Source organism: Collinsella aerofaciens, assembly GCF_039752985.1.
In the GTDB taxonomy this organism is placed as follows: domain Bacteria; phylum Actinomycetota; class Coriobacteriia; order Coriobacteriales; family Coriobacteriaceae; genus Collinsella; species Collinsella aerofaciens_BT.
Map to the genome: position 1 here is coordinate 1 of NZ_JBDMHA010000010.1, position 16,465 is coordinate 16,465.

General features: G+C 60.9%; 15 protein-coding genes and 1 riboswitch. Of the genes, 14 read left to right on the forward strand and 1 reads right to left on the reverse strand.

Going from position 1 to position 16,465, the window contains the following annotated elements; genetic code table 11:
- The 11 genes from ABHR76_RS02290 to ABHR76_RS02340 all read left to right on the forward strand — a co-directional run.
- Positions 1-512 (forward strand): type III pantothenate kinase (locus tag ABHR76_RS02290; protein WP_346976706.1); only part of this gene is annotated, 512 nt, incomplete at its 5' end.
- 84 nt (positions 513-596) lie between these two features.
- On the forward strand, positions 597-1,121 hold the full coding sequence (locus tag ABHR76_RS02295) for a deoxycytidylate deaminase (RefSeq protein ID WP_117756880.1): 525 nt from the start codon (positions 597-599) through the stop codon (positions 1,119-1,121).
- A 170-nt stretch (positions 1,122-1,291) separates the two neighbouring features.
- Complete coding sequence (locus ABHR76_RS02300) at positions 1,292-1,570, forward strand: NifU family protein (protein WP_099432127.1); 279 nt, start codon at positions 1,292-1,294, stop codon at positions 1,568-1,570.
- A gap of 109 nt (positions 1,571-1,679) precedes the next feature.
- Entirely contained in the window at positions 1,680-2,501 is an 822-nt protein-coding gene (gene lgt / locus ABHR76_RS02305; protein WP_148331926.1) for a prolipoprotein diacylglyceryl transferase, read from the forward strand.
- Positions 2,502-2,584: 83 nt separating this feature from the next.
- Positions 2,585-4,768, forward strand: a complete 2,184-nt coding sequence (locus tag ABHR76_RS02310) for a DUF6020 family protein (protein ID WP_346976707.1) — start codon at positions 2,585-2,587, stop codon at positions 4,766-4,768.
- A 164-nt stretch (positions 4,769-4,932) separates the two neighbouring features.
- Positions 4,933-5,739, forward strand: coding sequence for a YebC/PmpR family DNA-binding transcriptional regulator (locus ABHR76_RS02315; RefSeq protein ID WP_117584122.1), 807 nt, complete (start codon positions 4,933-4,935; stop codon positions 5,737-5,739).
- A gap of 166 nt (positions 5,740-5,905) precedes the next feature.
- Positions 5,906-6,451 carry an Asp23/Gls24 family envelope stress response protein gene (locus ABHR76_RS02320; RefSeq protein WP_040358981.1) on the forward strand — a complete coding sequence of 182 codons (546 nt, stop codon included), beginning with the start codon at positions 5,906-5,908 and terminating at the stop codon, positions 6,449-6,451.
- Positions 6,444-6,821, forward strand: a complete 378-nt coding sequence (locus ABHR76_RS02325) for a DUF2273 domain-containing protein (protein WP_040358983.1) — start codon at positions 6,444-6,446, stop codon at positions 6,819-6,821. Before ABHR76_RS02320 ends, ABHR76_RS02325 begins: the two co-directional genes overlap by 8 nt.
- Positions 6,822-6,865: 44 nt before the next feature.
- Positions 6,866-7,381 (forward strand): Asp23/Gls24 family envelope stress response protein, encoded by a 516-nt coding sequence (locus tag ABHR76_RS02330; RefSeq protein ID WP_271758424.1) that lies wholly within the window; start codon positions 6,866-6,868, stop codon positions 7,379-7,381.
- 208 nt (positions 7,382-7,589) lie between these two features.
- Entirely contained in the window at positions 7,590-8,612 is a 1,023-nt protein-coding gene (locus tag ABHR76_RS02335; protein ID WP_346976708.1) for a YitT family protein, read from the forward strand.
- Between the two features lie 150 nt (positions 8,613-8,762).
- Complete coding sequence (locus ABHR76_RS02340; RefSeq protein ID WP_346976709.1) at positions 8,763-10,100, forward strand: zinc-ribbon domain-containing protein; 1,338 nt, start codon at positions 8,763-8,765, stop codon at positions 10,098-10,100.
- Positions 10,101-10,231: 131 nt separating this feature from the next.
- On the opposite strand, the gene ABHR76_RS02345 is transcribed toward ABHR76_RS02340, so the two are convergent.
- Positions 10,232-11,695: a M20 family metallopeptidase gene (locus ABHR76_RS02345; RefSeq protein WP_346976710.1), complete on the reverse strand. Its 1,464-nt coding sequence runs from the start codon at positions 11,693-11,695 to the stop codon at positions 10,232-10,234.
- A gap of 168 nt (positions 11,696-11,863) precedes the next feature.
- Between ABHR76_RS02345 and ABHR76_RS02350 the strand changes: the two genes are divergently transcribed.
- The 3 genes from ABHR76_RS02350 to groL all read left to right on the forward strand — a co-directional run bounded on the left by ABHR76_RS02350 (position 11,864) and on the right by groL (position 15,897).
- Positions 11,864-13,501: an amidohydrolase gene (locus ABHR76_RS02350; RefSeq protein ID WP_346976711.1), complete on the forward strand. Its 1,638-nt coding sequence runs from the start codon at positions 11,864-11,866 to the stop codon at positions 13,499-13,501.
- A 368-nt stretch (positions 13,502-13,869) separates the two neighbouring features.
- Positions 13,870-14,163, forward strand: a complete 294-nt coding sequence (gene groES, locus ABHR76_RS02355) for a co-chaperone GroES (protein ID WP_022094351.1) — start codon at positions 13,870-13,872, stop codon at positions 14,161-14,163.
- Positions 14,164-14,259: 96 nt separating this feature from the next.
- Positions 14,260-15,897, forward strand: coding sequence for a chaperonin GroEL (gene groL / locus ABHR76_RS02360; protein ID WP_006234938.1), 1,638 nt, complete (start codon positions 14,260-14,262; stop codon positions 15,895-15,897).
- Positions 15,898-16,267: 370 nt separating this feature from the next.
- Positions 16,268-16,460: riboswitch (FMN riboswitch) on the forward strand.
- The last annotated feature ends 5 nt before the right edge of the window (positions 16,461-16,465 follow it).

Here is a 16,465-nt window from a genome sequence, read left to right on the forward strand (position 1 = left end):
CCGTGCACTACGATGACCCGGCCGAGATCGGCCCCGACCGCATCGCCGATGCCGTGGCGGCCCGCGCCGTCTACGGCTCGCCGTGCATCGTGATCGACCTGGGCACGACGACCAATATCGAGGTCATCGACGCGCGCGGCACCTTTGTCGGCGGCGTTATCGCGCCGGGGCTGGCCCTCGGCGCCCGCTCGCTCTCGGCGGCAGCAGCGCGCCTACCCCAGGTTGAGCCCTCGGCGCCGACGCACGTCATCGGCCGCAACACGCGCGAGGCCATGCGCTCGGGTGTGGTTTTGGGCGAGGTGGCGCGCATCGACGGCATGCTCGACATGGTGCTTGCCGAGATGCGTGCGACCAAGGCCGCGGGGGAAGGCAGCGTGCCCATCGTCATTACTGGCGACGATGCCAAGGCGCTTGCGGCCCTGGTCGGTCATAGCCTGACGGTCGATGACGCGTTGACGCTGCGGGGTCTCGCCGAGCTCTACCACATCAACCAAAAGCCCCGCCGCGTGTAAAAGTGAGGGCGCCGGTGGGACAAACGCCCCCACCTTTCACCTGCTACAATAGGTCAAACTATTGCGATTTCGGAGGTGTCTGCCATGTCGGACGATCTTCATCAAACCGCGTCGGGCAAGCGCCGCGACGTTATTAGCTGGGATGAGTTCTTTATGAGTGTGGCTATCGCCGCGCAGCGCCGCAGCAAGGACCCCAACACGCAGGTGGGCGCGTGCATTGCCAGCACCAACCACCGCATCCTTTCGGTGGGCTACAACGGTACGCCCTCGGCGCTCAACGACGACTTTTTCCCGTGGGGCACAAGCGACGACCCGTTGCAGGATAAGCACAACTACGTGGTGCATGCCGAGGCAAACGCCGTGCTCAACTACCGCGGCTCGCTCAAAGATCTTGAGGGTTCCACAGTCTACGTCACGCTGTTCCCGTGCCACGACTGTGCCAAGATTTTGGCTCAGGTGGGCGTGGGCGAGGTCGTCTACCTGGACAACAAGTACGCCGACACCGATGACGGCCGTATCAGCCGCCGCATTCTCGACTCCTGTGGCATCAGCTACCGCCAGGTTATCGTCGATGTTCACATCGGCACCGAGGGGCAGGCTCAGCAGTAGCGCGTGGCAACGCCAGCTGGCGGCAAAACAGCCGAAAGAGACCCGTCCCAAATTGACTGCTCGTGAAAGTCGTGTCCGCACGCATGGCTGGCGCCTAAGCGGGTACATGGCTGTAGTAACATAGCCCCTGTCCGCGGGCGTGCCCGCGTTATTGTGAGAAAGGAGCCCCTGTGGCTGTTAACGAAGAGCTGCTTAAGAAGGTTCTTGAAGAGATTCGCCCCAACCTGCAGGCCGATGGCGGCGATATGGAGTATGTGGGCGTCGACGACGAGGGTGTCGTCAAACTGGAGCTGCAGGGCGCTTGCGCCGGCTGCCCCATGAGCTCGCTGACCCTGTCCATGGGTATTGAGCGCATCCTGAAGGAGCATGTGCCCGGCGTTACCCGTGTCGAGCAGGTCAATGCCTCCGGCGAGACCGACGACCTGTACGACGAGTACGCGCCGTTTTAAGATGCGAAAGCTGCGGACGGCATACTCCGCATAGACGTTACGCCCAAATATGCGGCTGCGAGCGCAAGGCCCGCGGCCGCATTTGTATGTAGGGAGCAGGGGGATCGATATGCTCAACGACCTCTACCATATGCTTGATCCCGTCGCGATCTCGGCGGGCCCCATCACCATCTACTGGTACGGCCTGGCCTACGTGGTCGGCGCTCTGCTCACGGCGGTCGTCATGTACCGCACACAGCGTCGCTGGGGCTTTAACATCACGATTGACGACCTGACGAGTGTCGTGGTCGGCGTGGTCTTTGGCCTCATTATCGGTGCGCGCCTGTTCTACGTCGTCTTTTACGGTGATGGCTACTACTGGGCGCACCCGCTCGAGATCTTTGCCACCAACGAGGGCGGCATGAGCTTCCATGGCGGCTTGGTGGGCGGCATTATCGGCGGCATCATCGTGTGCCGCATGTATAAGCTCGATGCCTGGACTTTGGCAGACCTTGCCGTCATAGGCGCGCCGCTGGCCTTGTGCCTGGGCCGTTGTGCCAACTTTGTCAATGGTGAGCTGTGGGGCAAGCCGACCGATCTACCCTGGGGTGTGGTCTTCGGTGGCACCGCGGGGGATATGCCGCGTCACCCCTCCCAGCTCTATGAGGCATTTCTTGAGGGCATCGTGCTCTTTTGCATTTTGCAGGTGCTTAGCCGAAAAAAGCCGCTGCTGCCCCAGGGCACGTTTATGGGCGTCTTTGTGATGGGTTACGGCATCGTTCGCTTCCTCATTGAGTTTGTGCGCGTGCCCGATGCCCAGCTGGGCTATCTGCTGGGCGGCGTCATCACGATGGGTCAGCTGCTGAGTCTTCCGCTCGTAATCGCGGGCCTGGCGCTCATCATCTTTGCTCGTCGCCGCAACCAGCCCCAGCGCGTCTACCTGGACGCCTAACCACCAAAACCACCACAAAGGGGACAGGCACCTTTGTGGTGGTTTTGCCGAGTTTGATAGGTTTCTAGAAAGGCTTTCGGACTGTGAAGGATTCCGACCTCTCCACAACGGCTGCGCGCGATGCCGCTCGCATCGTCTGGTTTAAGCGCTACCCCGCCAAGCAGACACTCATCGCTTTTTTGCTTGCGCTGTTGGCGACCACGGCGTTTTCCATCGATCCTGCCCCGGTGTCGAGCAACGCAGTCTTGGCGATTGACCCCAAAGCCTCGGGCATGCTGTACGTGTGCTACGAGGTACTCCTCTCGTTTGCCGGCCATACCGACGCGGTCATGCTGCTTGCACTTGCCTGCCTGCTCACCTTGCCGTTTCGCTACGTGTTCTTTGGCCGTGGCGACACCTGGCGCCCATCGATCATTCTGCCGTCGCTGTTCTTCGCCATCTGCATGGTGTTTGGCCGCAGCTACGATCTCACCGACTCGGCCGAGATTGTCCTTGGCGACAAAGCCCGCATCATCTGCGCCTGGATTGGCGGCGCGGGCTGGATGCTCTTGGCGGTCGTTGCCTTCTACCTTGCCTTTGAGTGTCTAGATTGGCTGAGCTCTCGGCGCATTCCGTTTTCCGAAGCGCACTTTGGCCGCGTATGGCGTGTGACTCACGCCGTGCTCTCGGTCCATCCCTTTGCCGGGCCCTTCCTGGTGCTTATGATCGCCTGGGCGCCCACGCTCATCGCTTCGCTGCCTGGCCTTTTTATGGGAGATACGGGCGCGCAGATTCGCCAGTGGTTCAACTATCCCAACGGCACGAGCGACTACCTGCGCCTACTCAACCCCAACGTGCTGCTCAACGGGCATCATCCCGTAGTGCACACGGCCATTATCGGCTCGTGCGTTCAGCTGGGGCTTTCGCTGTTCAACAGCGCTAACGCGGGTCTTGCCATCTACACCTGTGCTCAGTTCGTCATCACGGCTGCCTGCATGGCCTATTCCATTTCGTCGCTGCGCAAACTGGGCGTGAGCCTGCCGGTTCGCGGTGCGATCCTGCTGTTCTTTGCGTTTATGCCGATGTTCTCTAACTACGCGGCGTTGCTCACCAAAGACGTGCTCTTTGCCGACGCGTTCTTGGTGCTGCTGGTACAGACCGTCAAGCTCGTGGCATGTGGCTTGCCCCGTCGCGATGCCAATGCCGAGCGAGCGGGCGAGAAAGCCCCCGTGCTCTTTGCGCGCCACGACTGGCTGCTGCTCGCTCTGGGCGCCATGGGTTCCACGTTTCTGCGCAACGGCGGCCTGGTGTTTCCCCTGGCGGCATGCGTAATCGCGGCGGGGTTTTGCGTATGGGACGTGCATGTGGCTCGTCGTGCAGCCAAGCAGACTGGTGCTGCGCCTTCGGGCGCCATCCCGCGTTTCCGCTGGGTTGGCGTTCTCGCGGTGCTCGCGCTCTGCCTTGCCTCTAATATGTACTTCACCAAGGTCTTTATGCCGGCGCACGATATCACGCCTGGTTCCAAGCGCGAAATCCTTTCGATTCCGTTCCAGCAGACGGCTCGTTTCGTCCAAAAGCACGACGGCCTCAACTCGGGCGTCAACCCCACGGTTAAGGAGGACGGCACCATCGTGGAGGCTCCTTGCGACGGCTTGGTGACCGACGAAGAGCGTGCCGTGATCGACCGTGTACTCAAGTACGAGAATCTGGGCCGCCGTTACAACCCGGATAAGTCGGACGCCGTCAAAAATTGCTTTAACGAGTACGCCTCGCAAGAGGACATCAAGGCCTATTTTGAGGTATGGGCCCAGATGTTCAAAAAGGATCCCGAGTGCTATATCTCGGCGCTCATCAATAACTACTACGGCTACTTTTATCCGAGTGCCCGCGATGCGTGGGTCTACAGCACGGCGCGCAGTGCCGAGATTATGGCGAAGCCCGATAACCTTAAGTACTTCGACTTCCATCCGGTCGATAGCAAGGTTGTGCGCTGGTGCGACCACCTGATCAACCTATACCGTGTGGCGGTGCAGCGCATCCCGTTTATCTCGCTCACCATGAGCTCGGCCACCTATGTGTGGATCATGATCGCCGTGGTGGTCTATCTGCTACGTCGTCATTCGTGGCGCGGGCTGGCCATTTGGGTGCCGCTGCTGGGCGTGCTCGCCGTGTGCCTGATTGGCCCGTGCAACGGCTCGACTTACATGCGCTACCTGTATCCGGTCATCGCCTGCATGCCCTTCGCCATCGGCGCCACCGTCACCCGCAGCGACTTCCTCTGGTCCTAACTTGGTGCATTGGGGTCAGGTTTCTTTGCACCAAAGGGGTCATCATCACGACGCCTTCATTTTGGGGTTTATCTCGCAGGCCCGTAGGTATATCATAACGACGTTTGTTTATATTGCCCGAGCATCTGCGCTGGGCTTTAGGTCGAAACCGATAGGAGACACGTATGTCCGGACACTCTAAGTGGGCCACAACCAAGCATCGTAAGGGCGCGCAGGACGCCAAGCGTTCCGCCCTCTTCTCCAAGCTCAGCCGCAACATCACCGTTGCTGCCCGTCTCGGCGGTGACCCGCTGCCCGAGAACAACGCCAGCCTCGCCGCTGCTGTTGCCAAGGCTAAGGCTCAGTCCATGCCTAAGGACAAGATCAAGTCCGCTATCGACAAGGCTTTTGGTTCGGGTGCTGACGCTGCCGTCTACGAGAACATCGTGTACGAGGGCTACGGTCCCGCCGGTGTCGCCGTCTACGTCGACTGCCTGACCGACAACCGCAACCGTACCGCCGCTGATGTCCGTTCCGCCTTCTCCCACGCTGGTGGCAACTTGGGCACCTCCGGCTCCGTCGCCTTCCAGTTTGAGCGCAAGGGCCAGATCGTCGTCGCCAAGGAGATCTTGGACGAGAACGCCAAGAAGGAGACCATGATCGCCAACGGTGCTGCCGGTGACGAGGATGAGTTCATGATGGCCATCGCCGAGGCCGGTGGCGAGGACTACGAGGATGCCGGCGAGGAGTGGATCGTCTGGACTGCTGCCAACGAGGTCATGGCTGTCTCCAAGGCGCTCGAGGAGCAGGGCGTCCAGGTCAAGGGCTCCGAGACCACCATGGTCCCGACCACCCCGACCGAGGTCTCCGGCGCCGACGCCAAGAAGGTTCAGCGCCTCATCGACCGTCTTGAGGAGCTCGACGACGTCCAGGATGTTTACAGCACCATGGACATGACCGACGAGGTCATCGCTGCCCTCGAGGAGGAGTAGCGCCCGCACGGGTTAAGCCGTGCATATCTGGGCATAATGAAGCGAGCATGCAAGCCTCGTGGAATAGATGAGCCGGATCCGCGTGCGTAGAGCACCGGACCCGGCTCTTTTATAATGATGCGAACCGTTTTGCATTTCGAGAGCCGAGATTTGAAGGGAGCGCCACGTGCGCGTACTCAAACGAGCCCTAGCGATCGTGTATCTTGCCGCCGCCATCGTGGCGCTGGGTACGCTTGTCTGCCAGTTTTGGGGGCCGTATACGTATCGCTTTATGCTGCTGATGCGCGACCCCATGCCGCGCATTGTCGTGACGGCATGCGGCGGAGTTGTGGCGATCGGCGTGCTGGTAAGCTTCTTCCGCCTGATGTTTGCTCGTCGCGAGCCGTCCTGCGTGCATCCGGCGGGGGAGCGCAATATCGAGGTCACGCTCGCGGCGCTTTCTTCGTGCGCCAGGGCTGCTGCAGAGCGCGACGATCGCGTGATGATCGAGCATGTCGAGGCCCGCGTCCAAGGTTCCGACGATTCGCACGTCCGTTTTAAGGTCGAGGCTATCGCGCTTGACGATAAGGACGTGGCATCTCTGGCTACCGCGATGCAGCAGCGCATCGAGGAAGCTTGCGACACCATGCTTGGCACGCCGGGTACGACCACGCGCGTCCGTTTTTTGCCGTCCAAGACTACCGTCCAGACCGTGGAGGTTTCCGGTGAGTGATACCAATCAAGATAAGACCGCTCGTACGCCGCGCCTGACGATTGACCAGAGCGCCACGCCGGCGAGCGAACCTGTTGATTCCAAAGCAGAGGCAACTGAGTTACAAGACGCGGCAGCCGCGGATTTTGACGAGGCTATGGGTCTCATCAAGGGTACGGGCGCTGCCATCTGGAGCTATGCTGTGCGTCATCCCAACACCACGCTCGGTGCCGTCGCTGGCTTTATCCTCGCCGTGTTGGTGCTCACGCTCGGCCTGTGGGACACGCTCGTCATTGCATTCTTCGTGCTGATCGGCGCCGTGATCGGCCAAATTCGCGACGGCGAGAACGGGATCGTCAACTTCTTCGGCCGTCTGTTTAGCGGCCGCTAATATGTATTCGACTGTCGCATCCGCGGCAGGCATAAGGAGGAACCATGGCTTTTAATACGAAGGTCGATGTAGCCGATACCGAGCTCGAGGAGAACGAAGCGGTCGTCGCCGAAGCCGAGGATGTGACGCTCGAGGACGAGGCTCTCGTCGAGGCCGAGTCCGATGTGGATGAGGATGACGAGGAAGCGGACGAGTCCGAGGACTCGCTGACCTATTCCAACGGTGTGATCGAGAAGATCGTCGCCATGGCCACCCGCGAGGTGCCGCACGTCCTGGGCATGAAGGGTAACCTTATGCACTTTGTGCAGGAGCAGTTTGGTGCCGAGAATCTGACCAAGGGCGTGACGGTTGAGGTCACCGATGACAATCGCGTGGTCGTCAACATCTCCGTCATTATCGAGTACGGCGCCTATGCGCCCGCGATCTTCGACGATGTCAAGGCACGTGTCACCGAGCGCCTTGCCGCGATGACCGGCCTTGAGGTGGCGGGCGTCAACCTGCGCATCGAGGACGTCATCACCCCCGAGGAGTACGAGCACCGCACCAGCCAGCACGAGTAACCTTCCAAAAAGGGACAGGTTTGTTTTGGCAGGCTTTATCTGCGAAAACGTTAAACGGCCGACCGCGCAAGCAAAAGCGTGGCCGGCCGTTATTTGTATGCCCCCCGATGTGGGCATACCGCTCGTCTAACTAGGGGTTGCAATCGTCGCGTTCCGCGTTACCCTAATGGGCGCATTGTTTCCAAATTGTTAACGAGGGGTTGCCGTAATGGCCGACGAGCACGAAACAGAAAGCAAGGCATGGGCGATTGAGGCCGCCGCGGCAGAGGCGGCATCGCGTGCTGCCGAGGAGGTGCATCGTCCTCCCGTGGTGCCGATGGAGCGCGTGGTTGATCGCACCGATATCGAGCGCGGCGAGCGTGTCGGTCAAAAGCGCAGCCAGGAGCCGGGCTTCCCGAGCTTTTTTGCCGAGCTCAATCTGGGCCTGATTCTTACGGCCTTTGCCATCGTTGCGTTTAAAACCCCTAATCACTTTGCTTTTGGCGGCACCTCGGGCGTGTCGGTCATTCTGTCCACGCTGTTCCCGACCCTGCCCGTCGGCGTTTTTATGTGGATTATCAACGCGGTTCTCGTCGTCTTGGGCTTTATCTTTTTGGAGCGCAATGCAATCCTGTGGAGCGTCTTCGCCTCGTTTGCGCTTTCGGCCTATGTTTCGCTGTTTGAGCTTTTTATTCCGACCGATGTCTCTCTGACGGGTGATATGTGGCTCGACCTGTGCTTTGCCGTTATCTTGCCGGCGCTCGGCAGCGCTATTGTCTTTGATATTGGCGCCTCGACGGGCGGCACGGACATTCTTGCCATGATCCTCAAGCGCCGCACGACGCTCGAGATTGGCCGCGCGCTGCTGTTGGTTGATATCGGCATCGTGGCCATCGCGGCCTTTTTGTATGGCCCGCGTGTCGGTCTGTACTGCGTGCTCGGCCTGTTTGCCAAGACGCTTGTGGTCGATAAAGCCATTGAGAGCATTCACCTGCGCAAAGTCTGCACGGTCATTTGCTCCGAGCCGCGCAAAGTCGAGGAGTTTATCGTCAAGCATCTCAACCGCACGGCGACTATCAGCCGCGGCTACGGTGCTTTCTCGGGCAAGTGCGTGACGGTGATCATGAGCGTGCTGAGCCGTCGCGAGGCCGTGCAACTGCGCCGTTACGCGCGCGAAGTCGATCCGGGTGCCTTTATCACGATCGTCGACAGCTCCGAGATCGTCGGCAAGGGCTTCCGCGGCACGAACTAGCGCGGACACACTCATCAAACAATCGAAAAGCGCCTCGCGCGTTGCAAATACGTCATCTAAGAGAATTTGTCCTCACATTGGGTGATAATGATGCCAAAGACATCGTTTGCGATCCAGGTGATTCGCTCTAGATACGAAGGGATGATTTCGATGTTCTGCTCGCAGTGTGGCGCCCCCATGGGCGATAACGACAAGTTCTGCGGCGTGTGTGGTGCTCCTAATGCCGGTGCCGCTGACCCCGCTCCCCAGGGACAGCCTCAGCCCCAGCAGTTTGTTCCGCAACCGCCCGTGGCGAATGCGCCAAAGGGCTGTGTGGCTCAGGCGTTCCAAGATATGACTAAGACTCCGGGCGTGCTTCAGCGTGTATGCCAAATCGCGTTTTTGCCGGCGCTGATTTGCGTTGTGTCGGTGCTCGTGTTGTTTATTCCCGTTATTGGCGGCATTGCGGCTGCCATCGGCTTTTTGGCAGCTTGCATTGCGAGCGTGTGCGGTTCCGGCTTTGGTATCGAGTGGGGTCGCGATCTGTCGCTCAAGGCCGATGACGGCATGGACCGTCCACTCATGCGTTCCACGTCGTTTGGTCTCGGAGTCTTTTCGAGCGTTATTTCGGTCGTGCTCGAGGTTATCGCTGCCATTCCCGTTATCGGTGTAGTGCTTTCGCTGGTGGAGGGCGTGGTAATTGGCGCCGCGGGCTCGTATTCGTATTACGGCTCTTATGCGCTCGAGGCTGCGCTGTTCGGTTCGCTCGGCCTGCTTGTCCTGGCGCTAATTGCCTCGGCGATTCTGGGTGTCTTCTTTAAGATGTTCGCCGACATCGCCGTGATGCACTTTGCGGTGACCGGGCGTGTCGAGAGCGCGTTTTCGCTCGATAAGGTCTGGGCGGCGTTTAAGCACAACAAGACCAAGCTGTTCTGTGCTTCGTTCCTTCCCGAGTTTTTGACGGGCCTGGTCGCCAACGTTGTCACATGGATCTTGACGGTCGTCTTTGGCGCCATTGCCTCTGTCGGTATGTATAGCTACTACTATCGTCCTACGGGTATTGAGGCAATTGTTACCGGCGGTGGCGTCACGCTCGCGCTGTTCTTGGTGCTGGTCGCTTTCGTCACCGTATTTCTTACGGTCTTTGGCAAGATGCTCAAGCACCGTGCCGTTGGCTATTGGGCCGCACGCTATGCAAGCGAGTGGGCCGATGAGGATAAGGACGACGTCCTGACTTTTGTGTTGCCTTTCGAGAAGAAGTCCGCTCCTTCGGGTTACAGCGCTCCGGATGCTTCGCCGGCACCTGCACCCGCTCCCGCGACCGAGTCTGAGCCGGCGCCCGAGCCTGAACCAGCGCCCGAGCCTGAACCGGCGCCCGAGCCTGAACCGGCGCCCGAGTCTGAGACGGCATCTGAGCCCGAGCCTGCGCCTGAGCCTGAGCCTGAGCCGGCATCTGCACCTGCGTCGGCACCCGAGCCAAGCTCCGACGAGGATCATCAGGACGAGTAACCCTGCCGCCTGCCATTTGGGGACGGGGTAGAAATGGTAGAAATAGCGCTTGAAGAATGAGCGGGGGCGGACGTTTCGATACGTCCGCCCCCGCTCTGCTTTAGCCAGGCTGTTATGGATGGGTGTGACGACTACTCGTCGTGCTTCTCCTCGCGGCGTGCAGCAGCGCGTGCGTCGTGGATGCCCTTGATCGCGGCATGGCGAGCCGTTCGGGCATCATGGATGGCGTCGCGAGCCTCGGCGGTCGTCGCCTTGGCAGAGCGCAACTTGGCGGCCAGATCGGGGTTGGTTTCGGCGACCGCGGTAATCGCGGGGCCGTCGAGCTCCTCTTGCGTGGGCTCGGCCAAAAAGTCGATAGCATACTGGGCGGCCACCATGGAGCCCTTTGCCAGCACGGTCTCGTCAATCTTGTAAAAGCAGGAATGCTGGGCGTACGTGGCGCCAATCTTGGGGTTGCGCGTACCTACAAAGGCGAGCACGCCCGGTACGCGGCGCAGGTACTCCGAGAAATCCTCGCCCGAAAGCGTGCCGCGATAATGTCCTTGGCCGGTGGGGCCCAGGCACTTGATTACGGCCTGACGGCAGCGCTCGCTCGAGGCGGCGTCGTTTTCGACCTTGTAGTTGGCGATAGTGTAGTCGGTGAGCTCTGCCTCGGCGCCCAAGGCGGCCGCGGTATGCTCACCGATGCGGCGCATAAGCTCCGGCATTTCCTCGTGGGTCGAATCTCCGTAGGTGCGCACCGTGCCGGCGAGGTAGGCCGTGCCGGCGATAACGTTGCGCGCGGTGCCGCCGTGCAGCTCGCCGACGGTGATGACGGCCGGCTCGTAGGGGCTGATCTCGCGCGAGACGATGGTCTGCAGGGCGTTGACAATCTCGGCGGCAACCATGACGGCGTCGTGACCTCGCTGGGGCATGGCGCCATGGCACGAGGTGCCGCGGACGTCGATGCGGAACCAGTCGGTATTGGCCATGCGCGGACCGGGCTCGCAGCTCACGGTGCCGGCGTCGACCTCACTCCAGATGTGCGCGGCGTAGGCGCCATCGACGCCGTCGAGCACGCCCGTGCCGATCATGAGCTTGGCGCCCTGGCCGTTTTCCTCGCTGGGCTGGAAGACGATGCGGACCTCGCCGTGGATGTCGTCGGTCATATGGCGCAGGATTTGCAGCGTGCCGAGCATCATGGCGATATGGCAGTCGTGACCGCAGGCGTGCATGCAGCCCTCGTTGACGCTGGCGAACTCTTCGCCGGTCTGCTCGGTGACGGGCAGGGCGTCGATGTCGGCGCGCAGCAGGATGCGGCGGCGTGGCGTGCCGTCCTCGCGGTAGGCATCCGGCGCGGTACCGCGAAGCGTTGCCACCAAGCCGGTCTTGAGCGGACGCTCGTAGGGGATATTCATGGCGTCGAGCTGGTTGGCGATGTCGGAGGTCGTGCGCTCCTCGGCAAGGCTCAGCTCCGGGTGCTTATGGAAGTGCCGGCGCTGCTTGATGATATATGGTTCAAATTCGGTAGCGATATCTTTGATGGCTGCGGTGACGTCGTCAGCCGCGCGAGCCTCGGTCGCCGCCATAATCTGCTGTGCCTTGGTCTTCGTCATGGTCGATTTGCTCCTTGCTGGGTTGATCGCAAAATCGTACAGGCTCTCTCCAGTATGCCACCTGCCGCTAGGGCTGGTAAAGTTGCCGTTTGCCGCTTGGGGTTTTGTTACAAGGGCGGGGGAGTACACTCGGGGGTGTTGAATTTCCTGCCAGAGATGGGGATGCCCATGCAACATATCGATCGGATTATCCGCTCCAAGAACGTCTTTACCGCGCAAGACGGCATCGATACCGCCCGCGAGCTGGCGATTGCCATCGCAGGCGACCGTATCGTCGCAGTCGGTGCGCCCGATGACGTGATTGCCGCCGCGCCTGCCGCCACGCCGGTTATCGATTACGGCGAGCAGTTTGTTTGCCCCGGTTTCCATGACGCTCATCTGCACTTCTTCCATACCTCGGTCGGTTCCTCGCCGTTCATGCTCATGGATATGGGCGCGTCCGAGGCGGCGTTGGTGCAACATGCGCTCGAGTTTTCCCAGGACCTGCCCGACGACGCTTGGGTTGTGACGCAGGGCTGGCGCGATTACCGTTGGGACCCGCCCGAGCACCCTACCAAGGCGTCGCTCGATGCGGCATTCCCCGATCGTCCCTGCGTTATGTATTCGGGCGACGGGCACACGCTTTGGCTCAACAGCCGCGCACTCGAGGCGCTCGGCGTCACGCGCGATAGCGAGCCGCCAGCGGGCGGCAGCTACGACAAGGACGCAAACGGCGAGCTCACGGGCATTGCTCACGAGGCGGCTGCCATGCAGCTGCTACCGCGCTGCCTTGAGTGGCTGGGGGAGGATCGCATCGCAAGCGCTTACGCCGATCAAATGAGGCGTATGGCCGAGCAGGGCATCACCTCGATATGCGATATGTCGCTCATGCCCATGCCGGGCTGCGATTTTATCCGCGACGACATCTACGACAAACTGCAGGCAGTCGGCAAGTTGGGCATTCGTGCCCATCTGTTCCCCACGCTGCTGGATGACCAGTCGCGCTTGGAAGAGCTGCAGACCCGCTATGCGAACAACGCGCTGCTCTCGGCGCCTGGTTTTAAGCAGTTCTTCGACGGCGTGTCGAGCGAACACACGGCATATCTCACCGAGCCCTATACCAACCCGCGCTTCCCGGGCGACCAGGGTCGTCTGACAGTTCCTGCCGAGCGTATGCGCAAACTGGTCCTCGCTGCCGCGGAGCGCGGTCACACCGTGCGCATCCACGTCATCGGCGACGGTGCCATCCATGCCGCGCTCGATATCTTTGAGAAGGCCGCCGAACTGTACGGCCTGCCCCAGCACGGCCATAACACGCTCGAGCATCTGGAGAACCTCCTGCCCGAGGACATCGACCGCCTGCGCAAGCTCAACGTGGTCGCCTCGAGCCAGCCCTGCCATATCACGCTCGACCCGGGTGGTCCGGAGCGCGACCTGGGCCTGGAGCGCAGCCGCATCATGTGGCCGTTTGCGACCTATAAGCAGCGCGGCATCCGCCAAGCTTTCGGTACCGATAGTCCCATCACAGCCGTTACCAGCATGAACGTGCTCTACACGGCTATCACGCGCCAGGACCCCAAAAGCCACTTGCCCGAGGGCGGCTGGTTGCCGAGCGAGCGTATCGACGCGGCAACGGCCCTGCGCAACTACACCCTGGGCAGCGCCTATGCAGCGGGCGACGAGCAAAACCTCGGCAGCTTGGAGCCCGGCAAGTATGCCGACCTGGTAGTCCTGGACCAAAACCCGCTCACCGTTGACCCCCAAGACCTCCAGGCCACAAAAGTTCAGGCCACCTACCTGGCAGGTAACTTGATCTACGAGCACTAACCCCATCCGCATCGCCATTTTGCTGCACTGACTTTTCTGAATGCCGGGCCCGAATAAGTTACCCCAGCTCCCGGGGCGGACCGGAGGGCATGAAGTTTGTCGCGAGTTCCGCACGCAAAGGAAAGCACTTAATGTGCTTTCCGTCTTGCGCAGGACTGTAGAGCAGTAAACTTCATGCCCTCCGGTCCGCCCCGGGAGCCACTGCTAAGTTATCCCCCGGCATTCAGAAAATCTAAGTGCCAAAAAATAAGATTTTTTGACTCCGTGTTGTATAACCCGCCATTCGTGGGTACCATTCAACGCGTACGCAAACAAAAAGGGTTAATTCGCGTGGTATAACCGCGCGGCCCAAAAAGGAGGAGACAAGCATGTCGTCTTTGAAGCCGCTTGCAGATCGTGTTCTGGTCAAGCCCGACGAGGCCGAGCAGAAGACCGCTTCTGGTCTGTATATCGCCAGCAACGCTCAGGAGAAGCCGCAGCGCGGCACCATCGTTGCCGTGGGCGCCGGCAAGGTCAACGACAAGGGTGAGCGCATCCCCATGGACGTCAAGGTCGGCGACGTTGTCATCTACGGTAAGTTCGGTGGCAACGAGGTCAAGGTCGACGGCGAGAAGTATCTGCTGATGCGCGCCGACGACATCTACGCTGTCGTCGAGGCCTAGTCTCGTCAGAATCTCTGATTCGTCTTTGAACGCGTCCGCCGCATAGGACTCGGAAGCGGCGACGCGAGTCACATTTCTTTTGGAGGATTACCTACCATGGCAAAGAACATTACGTTCAACACCGATGCCCGCGCTAAGCTTGCCAAGGGCGTCAACACTCTGGCCGACGCCGTTACCGTCACCATGGGCCCCAAGGGTCGCTACGTTGCGCTGCAGCGCACGTTCGGTGCCCCGACCATCACCAACGACGGCGTTTCCGTCGCCAAGGAGATTGAGCTCGAGGACAACATCGAGAACATGGGCGCCCAGCTGGTGAAGGAGGTTGCCACCAAGACCAACGACACCGTGGGTGACGGCACCACCACCGCAACCCTGCTCGCTCAGGCCATCGTCAACGACGGTCTGCGCAACGTTGCTGCTGGCGCTAACCCGCTGGCCATCCGTCGCGGCATCGACAAGGCCGTCAACGCCGCCGTCGCCGAGATGAAGAAGCAGGCCAAGCCGGTCGAGACCAAGGAGCAGATTGCTTCCGTCGGTACCATCTCTGCCGGTGACCCCGAGGTCGGCGAGAAGATCGCCGAGGCCATGGAGGTCGTGGGCAAGGACGGCGTCATCACCGTCGAGGATTCCCAGACGTTCGACATCACCATCGACACCGTCGAGGGCATGCAGTTCGACAAGGGCTATGTCTCCGCTTACTTCGTCACGGACAACGACCGCATGGAGGCCGTGATGAAGGATCCGTACATCCTCATCACCGACCAGAAGATCTCCAGCGTTCAGGACATCATGCCCGTTCTCGAGGCTGTCCAGCGCGCTGGCCGTGGCCTGCTCATCATCGCTGAGGACATCGACGGCGAGGCTCTGCCTACCCTGGTCCTCAACAAGATCCGTGGCGCCCTCAACGTCTGCGCCGTCAAGGCTCCGGGCTACGGCGATCGCCGCAAGCGCATCCTCGAGGACATCGCCGTCCTCACCGGTGGCCAGGCCGCTCTGGACGAGCTGGGCGTGAAGGTCGCTGACATCACCGCCGATATGCTCGGTACTGCTAAGTCCGTCACCATCTCCAAGGACAACACCGTCGTCGTCGGCGGCGCTGGCTCCAAGGAGGCCATCGACGCCCGCATCGCTCAGATCAAGGGTGAGATGGAGAACACCACCTCTGACTTCGACCGTGAGAAGCTCCAGGAGCGCTTGGCAAAGCTCTCCGGTGGCGTTGCCGTCATCAAGGTCGGCGCTGCTACCGAGTCCGAGCTCAAGGAGATCAAGCACCGCGTCGAGGATGCCCTGCAGGCTACCCGCGCTGCTGTCGAGGAGGGCATCGTCGCCGGCGGTGGCGTCGCCTTCATGGACGCTGCTCCTGCGCTCGACGCTGTCGAGATCGACGACCCCGAGGAGAAGATCGGCGTCGACATCGTCAAGAAGGCTCTGACCGCTCCGGTCGCCACCATCGCCAAGAACGCTGGCTTTGAGGGCGCTGTCGTGGTCGACAAGGTTGCCGAGCTGCCCGCTGGTCAGGGTCTCAACTCTGCCAACGGCGAGTGGGGCGACATGATCGAGATGGGCGTCCTCGACCCCGTCAAGGTCAGCCGCGTCACCCTGCAGAACGCTGCTTCTGTCGCCAGCCTGATTCTCATCACCGAGGCTACCGTCTCCGATGTGCCCAAGAACACTCAGCTTGAGGACGCTATCGCTGCTGCCACCGCTGGTCAGCAGGGCGGCGGTATGTACTAAGGCCGACAAGGTCTAGAACTCCCACCGGGAATCCGGGGGCGTGACGGGGGCTTCTCTCCGGAACGTCCTCGGACATGCAAAGAGGCTCCGCATCGCGCTTCGCGCTGCGGAGCCTCTTTGCGTCCTGCGGAATATTCCGGAGAGAAGTCCCCGTCCCGCCCCCGGATTCCCTGCGTTTACGGCCTTGAGGTCGGCGGGCGGAGAAGAACGTGGTTGTGAGGGATACGTGTCCCGGTTGCTGTTTCGCGCTTTGCGCGAAAGGCGCATCACTTTGGGATGGGTGGGAGATGTGGCTGTTGCGGCAACTGATCCCCACCATAAATTACCCTTGGCATACTTGCGCGAAAGCCTACTGGTGCTACACTTGCAATTGCTGTTTCAGGGCGGGGTGAAATTCCCCACTGGCGGTAAATCGGGCGGTGCCAAAGGGGTGCCGTGGTGCAGGCGAAGCGTCTGCGACCGAGCCGATGAGTCCGCGACCCGTGCGTGTGTTGGTTCGCATGCCGGCTGAACTGGTGAGATCCCAGTACCAACGGTTAGAGTCCGGATGAAAGAGGCAGGTGATCTT